The sequence below is a fragment of the Actinopolymorpha sp. B17G11 genome, assembly GCF_040196095.1.
In the GTDB taxonomy this organism is placed as follows: domain Bacteria; phylum Actinomycetota; class Actinomycetes; order Propionibacteriales; family Actinopolymorphaceae; genus Thermasporomyces.
The window spans coordinates 38,260-50,890 of the sequence record NZ_JBEFTW010000012.1 but is presented as its reverse complement, the minus strand read 5'-3'; the positions used below and the strand labels follow the sequence as shown (position 1 = coordinate 50,890).

General features: G+C 68.9%; 14 protein-coding genes. 3 read left to right on the top strand and 11 right to left on the bottom strand.

Translation table 11 applies throughout. The features are described 5' to 3' along the window. Window positions 1–7: 7 nt before the first annotated feature. From ABN028_RS14755 to ABN028_RS14725, 7 genes are all read right to left on the bottom strand, one after another. Window positions 8–532, bottom strand: a complete 525-nt coding sequence (locus tag ABN028_RS14755; RefSeq protein ID WP_349696969.1) for a hypothetical protein — start codon at window positions 530–532, stop codon at window positions 8–10. A gap of 125 nt (window positions 533–657) precedes the next feature. Next, the gene (locus ABN028_RS14750) at window positions 658–1,542 is read right to left on the bottom strand and encodes an NYN domain-containing protein (RefSeq protein WP_349331078.1); all 885 of its coding nucleotides are present in this window, start codon (window positions 1,540–1,542) and stop codon (window positions 658–660) included. Between the two features lie 79 nt (window positions 1,543–1,621). Then, window positions 1,622–2,002, bottom strand: coding sequence for a VOC family protein (locus ABN028_RS14745; protein WP_349696968.1), 381 nt, complete (start codon window positions 2,000–2,002; stop codon window positions 1,622–1,624). Between the two features lie 212 nt (window positions 2,003–2,214). Next, window positions 2,215–3,111 (bottom strand): phosphotransferase enzyme family protein, encoded by an 897-nt coding sequence (locus ABN028_RS14740; protein WP_349697041.1) that lies wholly within the window; start codon window positions 3,109–3,111, stop codon window positions 2,215–2,217. A 33-nt stretch (window positions 3,112–3,144) separates the two neighbouring features. Then, the gene (locus ABN028_RS14735; RefSeq protein WP_349696967.1) at window positions 3,145–3,978 is read right to left on the bottom strand and encodes a phosphotransferase family protein; all 834 of its coding nucleotides are present in this window, start codon (window positions 3,976–3,978) and stop codon (window positions 3,145–3,147) included. Between the two features lie 95 nt (window positions 3,979–4,073). Next, window positions 4,074–4,760 (bottom strand): TIGR04282 family arsenosugar biosynthesis glycosyltransferase, encoded by a 687-nt coding sequence (locus ABN028_RS14730; protein WP_349331081.1) that lies wholly within the window; start codon window positions 4,758–4,760, stop codon window positions 4,074–4,076. Window positions 4,761–4,764: 4 nt separating this feature from the next. After that, window positions 4,765–5,424, bottom strand: a complete 660-nt coding sequence (locus tag ABN028_RS14725; RefSeq protein ID WP_349331082.1) for a glycosyltransferase family 2 protein — start codon at window positions 5,422–5,424, stop codon at window positions 4,765–4,767. A 209-nt stretch (window positions 5,425–5,633) separates the two neighbouring features. Between ABN028_RS14725 and ABN028_RS14720 the strand changes: the two genes are divergently transcribed. Together ABN028_RS14720 and ABN028_RS14715 are read left to right on the top strand one after the other, a co-directional pair. Continuing rightward, a complete protein-coding gene (locus ABN028_RS14720; RefSeq protein ID WP_349696966.1) occupies window positions 5,634–6,398 on the top strand; it encodes a response regulator transcription factor in 765 nt (254 codons plus the stop codon). A gap of 5 nt (window positions 6,399–6,403) precedes the next feature. Next, window positions 6,404–7,492, top strand: a complete 1,089-nt coding sequence (locus ABN028_RS14715) for a sensor histidine kinase (protein WP_349331084.1) — start codon at window positions 6,404–6,406, stop codon at window positions 7,490–7,492. 51 nt (window positions 7,493–7,543) lie between these two features. Here ABN028_RS14715 and ABN028_RS14710 read toward each other — a convergent pair whose 3' ends face one another. Continuing rightward, window positions 7,544–8,629 carry an NAD-dependent epimerase/dehydratase family protein gene (locus tag ABN028_RS14710; RefSeq protein ID WP_349331085.1) on the bottom strand — a complete coding sequence of 362 codons (1,086 nt, stop codon included), beginning with the start codon at window positions 8,627–8,629 and terminating at the stop codon, window positions 7,544–7,546. Window positions 8,630–8,742: 113 nt separating this feature from the next. On the opposite strand from ABN028_RS14710, the gene ABN028_RS14705 reads away from it, so the two are divergent. Further along, window positions 8,743–10,191, top strand: a complete 1,449-nt coding sequence (locus ABN028_RS14705; protein ID WP_349331086.1) for a hypothetical protein — start codon at window positions 8,743–8,745, stop codon at window positions 10,189–10,191. Here the strand turns inward: ABN028_RS14705 and ABN028_RS14700 are convergent. Genes ABN028_RS14700 through ABN028_RS14690 form a run of 3 tightly spaced genes read right to left on the bottom strand, consistent with a single transcriptional unit; the run spans window position 10,156 to window position 12,527 of the window. Further along, the gene (locus tag ABN028_RS14700; protein ID WP_349696965.1) at window positions 10,156–10,677 is read right to left on the bottom strand and encodes a hypothetical protein; all 522 of its coding nucleotides are present in this window, start codon (window positions 10,675–10,677) and stop codon (window positions 10,156–10,158) included. The two genes, ABN028_RS14705 and ABN028_RS14700, sit on opposite strands and share 36 nt — an antisense overlap. A gap of 15 nt (window positions 10,678–10,692) precedes the next feature. Continuing rightward, on the bottom strand, window positions 10,693–11,946 hold the full coding sequence (locus ABN028_RS14695) for a molybdopterin-dependent oxidoreductase (RefSeq protein ID WP_349696964.1): 1,254 nt from the start codon (window positions 11,944–11,946) through the stop codon (window positions 10,693–10,695). After that, window positions 11,943–12,527, bottom strand: a complete 585-nt coding sequence (locus ABN028_RS14690; RefSeq protein WP_349696963.1) for a class I SAM-dependent methyltransferase — start codon at window positions 12,525–12,527, stop codon at window positions 11,943–11,945. The genes ABN028_RS14695 and ABN028_RS14690 overlap by 4 nt, the downstream gene beginning before the upstream one ends. Window positions 12,528–12,631 lie beyond the last annotated feature (104 nt).

The following is a 12,631-nucleotide window of genomic DNA, read 5'->3' as shown; positions in this document are numbered from 1 at the left end:
CGGGTTGCTATCGCAACCAGGTCACCGTGTCGAGGTCGGTGGTGAACTCGACGTCATCCCATGCGTTGAGGTCCGATTCGACAATGTTCGGGGGGTCGACCAAGGGGTTGACGACTACGCGGATCGCGCCGACCTGCCTCTCGACGTGGAGCCCGCGCTCGGCTTCGGGACTGGGCCTGGACCCGCTGGTTCCTGCACAGCGTCGGCTGTTGCTGTCAGCGCGCTGGATGCACAGCTCGACAGGCGGAGGGTCGTCCCCGAAGACACCAAAGTTGAACGTGTCGAAGCCGACGAACCACGCGGTTCTTACGCTGTGGCCTTCGGAGTGGTACCAGCTTGGGGGCGAATAGCCGTCGGGCAGTTCCACGGGCAGGACGATTGGCAGGCCATGCAGACCGTCGGTGAGCTGCTCCTCGACGAATTCACGGTCACCTGGGCCTCGCCCGAGTCCCAGGACGACGTAGACGAGAGGCGCGACGATGGCCGCGGCGACGAGCACCTCCCAGGGCAGCCGAGCCACCATCGTCTTCACGCTCGAATGATGGCAGGCCACCGGGGTGGATGGAAGCGGTGCGCACTGCAGCGCGGGCCGGGACCGGGCCGGCCGACGGCGAGCCGTCAAGGCGAGCGGAAGCGGTGGCTGAGCGTCTTCTCGGACTACGGGCGGCTGTCGCGGTTCGGAGCCTTCGCCGCCGCCTTCCGCGCCGTCTTCCGGGCCGTCTTCGGGGCGGCGGCCTTCTTCGCTGTCTTCTCGGTGGACTTCTTCGCGGCCGCCTTCTTGGTCGTGTTCTTCACCGCTTTCGCCGTCGGCACCGCGTCGACAGGTCGACGACCCTTGAGCCGCACCCACAGCCGCCCGCGTCCACCCTGCCCGGTGACGGTCTTCGTCTCGACGAATGGCTGCGCCTTGACCAGATCGCTGAGTTTGCCGAACCCGTAGTTGCGCGAGTCGAACGCCGGGTCGGTGCGGTTCAGGTGGTTGCCGAGCGCACTGAGCGAGGCCCAGTCGTCGTCGTCGGTGTCCACCCTGTTCAGCGCCTTGGTCAGCACGCTCTGGATCGGACGCGGTTGGTCATCCTTCGCCGGCTCCGTCGCACCGCCGTCGCCGGCGAGGACCTCGAGGAACACGAACTTCTCGCACGCCTCCACGAAGGCCTTCGGCGTCTTGCGCCGCCCGACGCCGATGACCCGCTTGCCCGACTCGCGCAGTCGGGTGGCAAGTGGGGTGAAGTCGCTGTCGCTGGAGACGATGGCGAAGCCCTCGACGTTGCCGGAGTACAGCAGGTCCATGGCGTCGATGATCAGCGCCGAGTCGGTGGCGTTCTTGCCGTAGGTGTAGGCGAACTGCTGCTCCGGGGAGATGGCATTGGCGAGGAGAATGTCGCGCCAGCCGGTGAGGTGCGGGTTGGTCCAGTCGCCGTACGCCCGCTTGACGGTGATGGTCCCGTAGCCGGCCAGTTCCTCGAACATCTCCTTGATCAGCTTTGGAGAGGTGTTGTCGGCGTCGATCAGGACGGCGAGGCGGGTGCTGTCATCAGTCATGCGCGGTGGATCTCCTCGATCGGTGAGCCGCCAGTCTCCTGCACGTGCCCGCCTCGCGCAGCCCGAACACCTGATCAGCTCAGTTGGCGGGCTCGAACAGTTCGATGAGGTTGTCGGCAGGGTCGGCGAGGAGAATCTGGCGTCCGCCGGGCCCGGCGACCACGTCGCTGCGGAAGGACAGCCCGGCGTTGCGCAGCCTGCCGATCTCGGCATCGAGGTCGTCGACGATCAGATGGATGCGGTTGCCTCCGCCGCCGGCGGCGTCGTCCGGGGTCGCGCGGGCGCCGGAGCTGGTGGGTCCGGACAGCAGCAGCCGCAGTCGACCCGCGGTGACTTCGGCGAAGGCAGGTGCGGCGCTGAAGCCTAGGGCGAATCCGAGGTGGCTGGTGTAGAAGTCAACGGCCGCTTGGACGTCGTCGACGAGGTAGCGGACACTGGCGAACTGATCGGACGGCGACACGGCCGGACCTCCTGACGTCGATGGTTGACAGGACACAGGGATGACTGGAGGATACATCAAACAGAGTTAGGTCAAATAAGATTGATACATCGGCGTGGCAGCGCGATTCGCAGCCGATCGCGCAGGTGTCCGAGCGGCAAGCGAACAGGCGGCCGATACCCAGGACCAACGTGCCATGAACGACGCTGTGGCCTGATCCCATGCGGCGTGCGTCACGACTGGTCTGCGAAGAGATCCTCTGCCGAAGGGTTGGTTGTCAACTCGAGGTAACCCCGGGCCGTGTCGATCTCCGCTACGGGTCGTGGTTTTCCTGCTCCTCGCCACCACCAGGTGATCTGCCCGATCGCGTCCGCCGCGAGGTAGGCGGCAAGCAGTGGCGCCAGCAGGTGGCGTTCGTCCGCTGTCAGCTCACGAACATCGCAGTAGGCCTCGATCAAGCGTCGAGTTCGCGTGACGTCGAGGTTGCCGCCTGCCGAACGGCCCCAGTACCAAAGGATCGAGGCGAGGTCGTAGATGACATACGAGTACAAGCAGTCGTCGAAGTCGATCAAGGCGGCGACGGTACCCGCGCTGTCCAGCACCAGATTGTTGGGTGCTACGTCACCATGCACCAAGCCAACCCACATGTGGGTTCTCTGCGCCAACTCGAAGTTCAGGGTGTGCAGCAGCCGCTGCAGATGATGCAGGAACGCGGGACCGCCCGGAATATCCAAGAACTCGGGATCGGCGCCATCCTGCCTGACCCATTGCGTCAAGCGCATGAGGGGGTCGCTGCGCTCGGATCGAGACCCAGGAAAGGTCCGGCCCCGAGTGACCAGGTGCATCTGAGCCAGGAGGCGCGCTGCGGTAATACCGGAGGTCAGGTCGGCACAACCCGACTCCCCAGGGCTGTCCCCGGCCGTCCCGGCCACATAGTGGAAGAGGGCGCATGGGCGACCCTGAACGTAGTCGAAGCGTGCTCCGTCTCCTGCTTCGACGACATCTGCGACCGGGAACCCCTGCTCCGCCAGGTATCGCACCGCAGCAAGCTCGAAGACGAGCTCTGCCGCACCTTGTGTGCGTCGATAGTGCCGAGCGACGTAGCTTGCGTTGGTTCTCGGCGAGCCGATCGGTCAACTCATGCCAAGTCGCCGAAGCGACGGCTATCGGGCTTGCTGGACAAGCTCGAGGCAGCGGCGAAAGGCCCAGTCCGCCCAAGTGTGAGCACCGTCGGCAAGGGCGGCGCCGATGCCGTCAAGCCCGCGGTGCAGGTCGTAGCACAGCACTCGGTCGCGGTAGCCCGGCACGTCGCCGAACCGTGCCTCGCAGTATGCGGCTTGCAGCGTCACGCAGGTGGTCACCGGTGGCCAGGTTGCCCAGAAGCGTTTTCCCACGTCTTGAAGCGGATCGCCTATGGCGGCGTCCTCCCAGTCCAGTACTGCGGCTACGCGGCCGTCGGCGACGAGCAGGTTGTTGGATCCCCAGTCGCCGTGTACGAGTCTCCGTTCGCCGGGGCAGCGGCCAACGAGGGCGGTGTAGGTGTCCAGCAGTTCGGCGAGTTGTCCGGATCGAGGGGCGGTCCAGGCGGAGTCCCAGGACGCGGCTTTGTCGGCGGGTGCCCGAAGGAGCCCGTGCCATGTTTCGTGAGCGGCGACCTGGGTCTCAGGGTCGAAGGTGCCGTAACCGGAGATGTTCTCGACATCGCAGCCGGCGATGATCGACCAGGCGTCGAAAACCGCCGGCAGTGCCTGTTCCACCTCCGCTGCGGTGAGATCCTGCAGAGTCGCACCGGGTATCCACTCACTCAGGCAGAACGCACGCTTGTCGTCGAGTTGGCCGATCTCCCAGATGCGAGGGACTGACACTCTGTCGCCAAGCATCTCGTGTGCCCAGTGGTCCTTGGCGAAGCCGCGGGTCGAGCGACCAATGCGGAGGCAGCCGACACGCTCCCTACTCGCCACGCGGTAGGCGTGAGTCTCCTCGCCTTCCGTTTGCACCGACGAGATGTTCACGTCGTCGCTCGCAAGCAGTTCCCGCGCGAGCCTACGGACGTCAGTACTGTTCAGGTCCGGTTTCCTGCCCATGCTGCAGTTTAGGGCTCCACCGGTGTGGGAGTCCGGTCCCGCAGTGTGGCCACCGCCCGTGCGAACCGGCTGCCCGGGATCTGGGCGGCGGTCGCCACGGCGTCCTCGACGGTGTCGACGTCACGCAGTTGGGGCAGCGTGGTGATGCGAATGCCCAACGTACGAAGGGCGGCCAGGGTGCGCGCTCCGGTGTCGCTGCGCGACATGGGCACCGTTCGGAGTGTGTCGGCGTGTTTCGCGGTGCGGAGGCCGATCGCCCACCAGCCACCGTCGGCTGCCGGTCCCAGCACACCGTCGACCTCGCGGTTCCGGAGCCGGTCGGCGGCTTGTGACAGTAGCTCGGGCGTGACCTGCGGAGTGTCGCCACCGATCTGCAGGATCGGCCCGTACGGATGGATTTCGCGCGCGTCGAGGTGCGCGTTCGCGAGCCGGTCGCCGAAGCTGTCGCCGCGTTGGGAAAGGACGACGCCACGGGCGAGCTGAGACCGAATCTCCCTGCCACGAAGGGTTCGGTCCAGGTCGCCCGCGAGGGCGACGATGACGACCGCTCCGGTGGCGTGCACCGCGTCCAGGGTGTCGAGCAGTGCGGCTGCCGCGATGTCCGCTGCCTCGACCGGGGTCGCGATCGGCGTCAACCGTGTCTTGACACGCCCCGCTTCCGGTGCTTTTGCGACGACGAGCACACCTGTCGGCATGTGGTCACACCCGGTGCATGGCGGTCGTCATGTCCCGCACGGCTCGCAGCGTTCCTCGCAGCGAGCCCGACACCTTCGACCGGGTGCCCGCGGCTCGCGGCCGATAGGCGACGTCGAGCTCGTGCACTCGCCACCCGGCGCGGGCGGCCCGGAGCAGGAGTTCGAGCGGGTAACCGAACGCCCGGTCGGTCATCCCCAGGTCGAGCAACCGGGTGCGGTAACCAGCCCGCATCGGGCCGATGTCGTGGACGTTCAGACCGCGGCGGCGTACCAGCCCGGCAAGAACGGCGTTTCCCCAGCGGGCATGCCAGGGCCAGGCCTTGGGTGTGCTGGCCACCCGCCGCCCGAGGACAAGATCGGCGGCTCCGCTGGTGAGTGGATCGACCAGCCGCGGCAGCTCACCCGGATCGAGCGAGCCGTCGGCGTCGAGGACGCACACGATTTGGCTCCGGCTGGCCAGCATCCCTGTGTGCACAGCGGCGCCATAACCGCGGCGAGGTTCGGTCACCACGACCGCGCCGTGTTGCCGAGCGATCTCAGGCGATCCGTCGGTCGACCCGTTGTCGACGACGATGGCGCGATAGTGGGCGGGAAACATCGACAGCACACCCGGAAGTGCCGCGGCCTCGTCGAGGCACGGCAGCACGACGTCGATCTCGTCCACGGCCCGACGATAGGGCGCAATACGCGCATCAAGGCGCAAGGTACGTATTACCAATTCCTGACGGCTCGCCACCGCGTGCGCCGTCCTCGGTGGCTCAGTTGCAGGCTGGGTGTCCGGAGTGGTTCACCACCGCTGCCCGTACCCTGCGGGCTGGAGGCCGACCACACCCGTCGGACCAAGACGGTGCGACCATCGCGGTGAGGCGATACATGGATGAACGAACGGACCGGGAGGCGGTGACCGGCGGCGCCTCGCCACGCCGGGTGCTGGTCGTCGACGATGACGTGATGGTGCGTGACGTCGTACGCCGCTACCTCGAGAGGTCCGGCCACGAGGTGATCATGGCCGGGGACGGCGAGACCGCCCTCGCGATGGTCAACGAGCGCCATCCCGACCTGGTGGTGCTCGACCTGATGCTGCCGGGCATCGGCGGCATCGAGGTGTGCGCCCGGATCCGCCGAAGCTCGGCGTTGCCCGTCCTCATGCTGACCGCGTTGGGTGAGGAGGACGATCGGATCCTCGGCCTGGAGGTCGGAGCCGACGACTACGTGACGAAGCCGTTCAGTCCGCGCGAGCTGGCCCTCCGGGTCCAGTCCATCCTCCGGCGGTCCGACGGTCGCGTGACCGCCGACGGTCCCGCACCCGACGGGTTGGACGGCGCCAGTGGACAGCGGCAGCTCGCCGACGCGGACCTCATGATCGACCTGGCGGCCCGCCGGGCGACGCTGGGTGGCCGCGAGCTTGCGCTCACCATCCGCGAGTTCGACCTGCTGAGCTTCCTGATCGTCCATCCGGGGACCGCCTTCACCCGCACCCAGCTCCTCGAACGCGTCTGGGGTTGGGACTTCGGCGACCAGTCGACGGTCACGGTGCACGTACGCAGGCTCAGGGAGAAGATCGAGGCCCTCCCCACCCAGCCGCGCCGGATCGTGACCGTGTGGGGCGTCGGCTACCGCTACGACCGGCAAGGTTGACACCCGTGCAGACAGTCTCCGTAGGGGCGCCGGCATTCTCCGTCGCGGCGCCGGACGTGTTCACCGAGATCGTGCACGTCGCGCCGTACGCGGTCGCGTTCTCGCTTCCGGTGGCACTTGTCGGGGCGGTCGTCCTTCATCAGCTGCGCAACCGGCGCCTCGCCACCTCGATGACGATGCTCGTGCTGACGCCACTGGCCGCCACCCTTGCCGGCGTGGTCGGCGTGAGCGGGTTCATGTTCACGCCGATCCTGACGACGACGCTGGTGATCTGTGCGCTGGTTACGGCCGTGACAGTGCCGACCGCTGTTCTGCTCGGGCGCGCGCTCGCCCGGCGCAGTGTGTGGGAGCGGGACGCCCGCGCCCGCGAACGCGCCGCCGAAGCCGCCCGCCGCGAGCTCGTCGCCTGGGTGAGCCACGACCTTCGTACACCCTTGGCCGGGATCCGGGCCATGGCAGAGGCGCTCTCCGACGGGGTGGTGGCACAGCCGGACGAGGTGGGTGCGTACGCGCACAAGATCACCGGCGAGGCGCAACGGCTGTCCCGCATGGTCGACGACCTGTTCGAGTACTCGAGGATCACGGCCGGGGCACTCCGCCTCACCCTCTCCACGGTCGACCTGTGTGAGGTGGTCGACGAGGCGGTGGCGGCCGAGCGGCCGGTCGCGGACCGCAAGGGGGTCGTGCTGCGTTCGCGGGTGGCGGCGGGTCCGCCGGGTCCGGCTGTGCTGGGCAGCTCTCCCGAGCTGGCGCGCGTAGTCCGCAACCTCGTCTCCAACGCCGTTCACCACACCGCACCAGGGTCGAGCGTCACCGTGTACGTCGCCAGCACCGACGGGGAGGCGTCCGTGTGGGTCGACGACGCATGTGGCGGCATCCCCGAGAACGAGCTGGGCCGCGTGTTCGACGTCGCGTTCCGTGGCAGCCATGCGCGGACGCCGCGAGAGCGCGGCGGCGGAGCCGAACAACCCGCGGGCAGCGGACTCGGCCTCGCGATCGCCCGTGGCCTGGTCGAGGCACATCGCGGCCGGATCCGCGCCAGCAACCAGGGCGCCGGCTGCCGGTTCGAGGTGCGGCTGCCGTTACTGACCTGACGGTTCGCGTCGACCGACCGGGTTGGGACGCCGCTGGGACGCCGCGATCCGCTATGAGCGCAGGGGATCGTCGGCGAAGGCACGAATGCCGTCGGCGAACGACGTCGCCGCGGCGAAGCCCAGCAGACGCCTCGCCTTGGCCGGGTCGGCGACGATGTGGCGGACGTCGCCCGCCCGAGCACCGCCGACGATGCGGGGCGGCTTACCCGCGCTGGCGAGCGCGAGGGTTTCGGCGAGCTCACCGATGGTGTGCGGGTCGCCGGAGCAGACGTTGACCGCTTCGAAGGCGCTTGGCGGTGCGGACTCGGCGGCGAGTGCGTTCGCCATCGCGATGTCCCGTACGTGAACGAAGTCGCGACGTTGCCGGCCGTCCTCGAGGACGAGCGGGGCTTCGCCACGCGCCAACGCCGACCGGAACAGCGAGGCGACACCGGCGTACGGCGTGTCCCGCGGCATCCGCGGACCGTAGACGTTGTGGTAGCGCAGGGCCCATACGGTGCCGCCGGCCTGCCGAGCCCAGGCCGCCGCGTAGTTCTCCTGGGCGAGTTTCGACGCGGCGTAGAGGCTGCGTGGATCGAGCGCCACGTCTTCGGGGATCAGCTCGGCTTCCAGCGCACTGCCGCACCGGGGACAGAGTGGCTCGTACCTTCCGGCGTCCAGGTCGGCATCGCGCCGCGGGCCAGGGCGTACGCCTCCATGCTCGACGCAGCGGTATGCGCCTTCCCCGTAGACGACCATCGACGAGGCGAGGACGAGCCGCCTGACGCCGTGGGCGTACATCGCCGCCAGCAGGCACGCGGTCGCATAGTCGTTGTGCCGCGCATAGGCAGGTGCGTCGCCAGGATCGACACCGTGACCCACCATCGCCGCCTGGTGACAGACGACATCGACGCCACGCAGAAGATCGGCCAGGACTCCAGGCTCCTGGATCAGGGCGTGAACGAGCGGCCGCCCATGACCAGCACCCCCGGACTCGGCGGGCGCCTCAGCCGACGCTGCGGCTGGCGCGCCGCCCCGTGCACCATGTGCCTCCGGCAGCAGGGCGTCGACCAGGACGACCTCGTGGCCGCGTCGGACGAGGACATCGGCGACGTGGGAGCCGACGAACCCGGCTCCTCCGGTAACCAGGATGCGCATGTGTCGACGCTAGTGGCGGCCGTGTTCGGGTGGCCGGAGCGTTCGATTACGGGGTTCTTACGGCCGGCCTCGCCGGGCACCACCGAGCTTGGGGGCTTTCTACGCTGTCCCGGGTGACGGACGGGATGCTCGAACCCGGAACAGCCAGCGGAGCTGACGAGGGTGTCCCGCCACGGCGGCCGCCCGGGCACGTCGCCGACCTCGTGGCGGCGTCGACCGCGGCCTTGCTCGTCGTCGCTGCCGTTGTGGTCGGTGCGGTGCTGCGCGACCGTGAGGTACCCATCTACGCGTCGACCGCGCCGCTGCGCGGGGTCTGGGACCCCCGAGTCGGCCCGACGACAGCGGTGGCCGTCGCGCTCGCGTTGTTGTTCGTCGCCACCGGTCCGGCCGTCGCGGCGCGACTGCCCTGGCGCGCGTTGCTAGCCACCGCCTGGGCGGCGTCGTTCGGCTGGGTCCTCGCACTCGGCCTGGTCGACGGATGGACCCGGCTGGCCCACCGGTTGGCCAGGCCAGGCGAGTACCTCGCGGAGGTGCCGGGTGCGCCGCCGCGAAGTGAGTTGCTGCCCACGTTCGCCGACCGCATCGCCCGTGGTCCGGCCGGGCCAGGCGAACCCGATGCGTGGGTGACCCATGTGGCGGGGCACCCCCCGGCAGCGCTGGAGTTCTGGATCCTGGTGGACCGGCTGGGCCTGCGAGGCGGCGGATGGGCAGCCGTGATCTGTATGGTGCTCGGATCCTCTGCCTGCGTGGCCGTTGCTGTCGCGGTGCGTGCGATGGCAGGCGAGGCGCTGGCGAGGCGCGGGTTCCCGTTTCTCGTGCTCGCGCCGGCCGCCTTGTGGATCGGCGTCTCAGCCGACGCGGTGTTCCTCGCCGTATCGGCATGGGGCCTCGCCCTGTTGGCGATCGCGACCAGGCGCTCGGGTCCTTCCGGGTGGGCCGCCGCCGGATCGGCCGGGATGCTGCTCGGATTGGCCCTCTACCTCTCCTACGGCCTGGCGCTGATCGGCTTGGTCGCGTTGGGCGTACTGATCGCCGGACGCCGGCTCATGCCCCTACTCGTTGCCGGCGTCGTGGTGGTGGGCGTCGTGGTCAGCTACACCGTGGGCGGCTTCTGGTGGTGGGAGGGGTACGCACAGCTGAGGGTCCGTTACTACCAGGGCTGGGGTGGCGAACGGCCCTACGCGTACTGGGTGTGGGCGGACCTGGCTGCCCTTGCCATCTGCGTCGGACCGGCCGCCGTCGCCGGACTGCGCCGGGCAGTGGCCGGACTGGGCGGGGCAGTGGCCGGACTGGGCGGGGCAGTGGCCGGACTGGGCGGGGGAGTGGCCGGCCTGCGATCTGCGGGACCGCTGGCCGCCCTTGTGCTGCCCACCCTGCTCGCGGTGACCGCCGCTACCCTGTCCGGGCTCAGCAAGGCCGAGGTCGAACGGATCTGGCTGCCCTTCGCGCTCTGGCTGATGGCCGCCTGTGCGCTCCTTCCCCCACGCACCCATCGCTGGTGGCTCGCGGCGCAGGCCGTCACCGCGCTAGGCGTCCAGCACCTCGTCCTGACGAGCTGGTGAATCAGACCCGCGCCGCCGGAGCCGGCTCAGGCGTAGGCGGCAGGCAAGCAGGAACGCCGAGCCGGCGAACAGCACGCCGGTGAGCAACAGCCACCGTCCGAAGTAGTCGGGCGGCGGGCGACCGGTGACTCCCTCGAGATTTCGCGGCAGCCGCAGGATCAGCGGGAAGAACACCGCGAACGCCAGAGCGGACAGGGCCGCCGGAACCCTGACATGGTTGAGCCGCGTCGCCTTCGGAGCCCGACGTCGTACGACCACCGCCACCGACCGGTCTGCCAGGCTGTACAACGGCAACAGCAACAGGTCATGGCCGAGCGCGCCACCGACGAACCACGCCGCGACCCCGAGCGGATTGGCGGGTACGAACCGCAGCGCCGCATAGCCGGCGAGGCTGAAAGCGCCCACGCATGCCAACAGGTGGAGAGGATTGGCGCCGTACCAACGGGCGACCCGCCCAGTGGCGAGATTGCGCAGAATCGTCGTCATGATCACGTCCGGGGGTCAGGTCCAGAAGGTCAGCCGGGAAACCCACTTGGTGCAGTGCACCCCGGGCGTGTTCGGGACGATGATGCGCGCCGGGAAGCCATGGTCGAGTGAAAGGTCGGCACCATTGACCCGGAGCGCCAGCAGTGACCGGAGGTCGCGCACCTGGTTACCTGCCAGGTTGGCCGAGCCGAAGCCGCCTCCCCGTTGCAGCGACTCCACCGCGACGCCCGTCGCCTCGCGGACTCCCACCAGCGCGGCCAGGTCTGCCAGGCGTACGCCGGTCCAGGTCTGAACCGTCGTCCAGCCTTCGACGCATGCGATCGGCAGGCGCTCGCTGTGCAACGTCAGCGCCAGAAGGTCGCTTCTGGACAGCGAAACGCTCTCGAAGCCGCGCAGGTCCAGCCGCCACGAGGGCCCGGTCTGTGCCGGCGTGATCCTCCGGTACGCCGCGGTCTTGTTGACCACGAAGTCGTTCGGTCCGGGACCCTCGGCTCCGCCGCGGGGTGCCAGGACGGCCAGCCGCCGTAGGGGTCCACCGATCGTCTGGCCCGCCGACAGCAACGCCAGGAGGGCGGAGCCGGCTGCCACGAAGCCGAGTGCTCCGCGCCGCGACACCGTCGGTTCCGCAGGCACCGTGGAGACCAGTCCGGTTGCGTCCGCCGGCTCTGGCCGGGTGTCGGCAAGACCGGTTCGGAGTTCGTTCCAGATGCTGCGCGAGCGGAGTGCGGTCACCATCGTCCGCGCCTTGAGGATGACGTGAAGGGCCAGTGCCGCGACGAAGACCCAGGCCCCGTAGAAGTGGGACGCGTAGAAGCCCGCGGGCAAGACGTAGACGTACTGGATGTTGAGGATGCCGGTCACGAACACGAAGATCCCGCCACCCACCAGGAGCAGGAGGCTGAGCCGTTCCAGCAGGTGCGCGAGCGACCTGACCGGTGGCAACGCGAAGAGCTTCGGGATCACCGACCAGAGCTTCGCCAGTAGCACTGGTACGAGCATCAACCCGCCGATGACATGGATGCCCTGGGTCAACCAGAACAGCCAGGCCGGCCGGGTCGGCCACTCGAACAGGTAGAAGCCCAGAATTCCCTTACCTGGCGTGGGATCGTTGAACCGGCCGCCGAGCGCGGGATCGTACGCCGCGTACGACAACAGCCCGGTCAGGAACAGCACGGGAAGTCCTACCAGCAGGACAAGCCCGAGGATCGACGTCAGCCAGGCGCCTCGGATCGGGCTGCGCCAGATGTCCTTGCCAGGCGGCGCGTTCATGACCACTCCGCCCTTCTCTCGACCGGCCGGCTGAACGCGGCGAACGACCGCCCGCCGGCTGTCCAGGTGTCCTCGACAACGAGGTCGACCTCACCCGCGACGCGGGCGAGCAGGCACCAACCGACCTCCGTCCAGTCCACGGTCGCCTCCTCGCCACCGGCATAGCGGAGCCGCGCCGTGGTGTACTCGGCCCGGTCCGGCTCCCGATCATGCTCGATGTAGGCGACACCGCCCGGCGCGAGCAGTTCGCGGATCCGGGCCAGCAGAATCTTCGGGTCACCACCGATCCCGACACAGCCATCCAGCAGCAGGACGGTCTGCCAACGCCCCTCACATGGCAGCTCGTCGAACACCGAACGGGTGAGTGCATGTCCGCCGCGTGCCAGCACCTGCCGGACAGCGCTCGCCAGCACGTCGATGCCCAACGCCGGCACGCCACGCCGGGCAAGCTCGACTACCATCCGCCCAGGACCGCAGCCGACATCCAGTGTGGGACCACCACACCGCCGCAACACCTGGTCGTCGACCGCGTCCGGGGGGCGGTCCCACCACGCCAGGTCCACCAGCACCTGCCCGTTCACAGTCGTCCACCACTGTGCGGGCCGGTCTGCGGCGCGCGTACGAATGCCACGTCAACCACCACGGCAGTCACGCTAGGGACATCCGAGGTGGCGAGATAGCTCAA

Coding starts and splice junctions, on each gene's coding strand:
- ABN028_RS14720 (WP_349696966.1), top strand. CDS start 5,634: ATGGATGAACGAACGGACCGGGAGGCGGTGACCGGCGGCGCCTCGCCA.
- ABN028_RS14730 (WP_349331081.1), bottom strand. CDS start 4,760: ATGCCGACAGGTGTGCTCGTCGTCGCAAAAGCACCGGAAGCGGGGCGT.
- ABN028_RS14750 (WP_349331078.1), bottom strand. CDS start 1,542: ATGACTGATGACAGCACCCGCCTCGCCGTCCTGATCGACGCCGACAAC.
- ABN028_RS14700 (WP_349696965.1), bottom strand. CDS start 10,677: ATGACGACGATTCTGCGCAATCTCGCCACTGGGCGGGTCGCCCGTTGG.
- ABN028_RS14710 (WP_349331085.1), bottom strand. CDS start 8,629: ATGCGCATCCTGGTTACCGGAGGAGCCGGGTTCGTCGGCTCCCACGTC.
- ABN028_RS14695 (WP_349696964.1), bottom strand. CDS start 11,946: ATGAACGCGCCGCCTGGCAAGGACATCTGGCGCAGCCCGATCCGAGGC.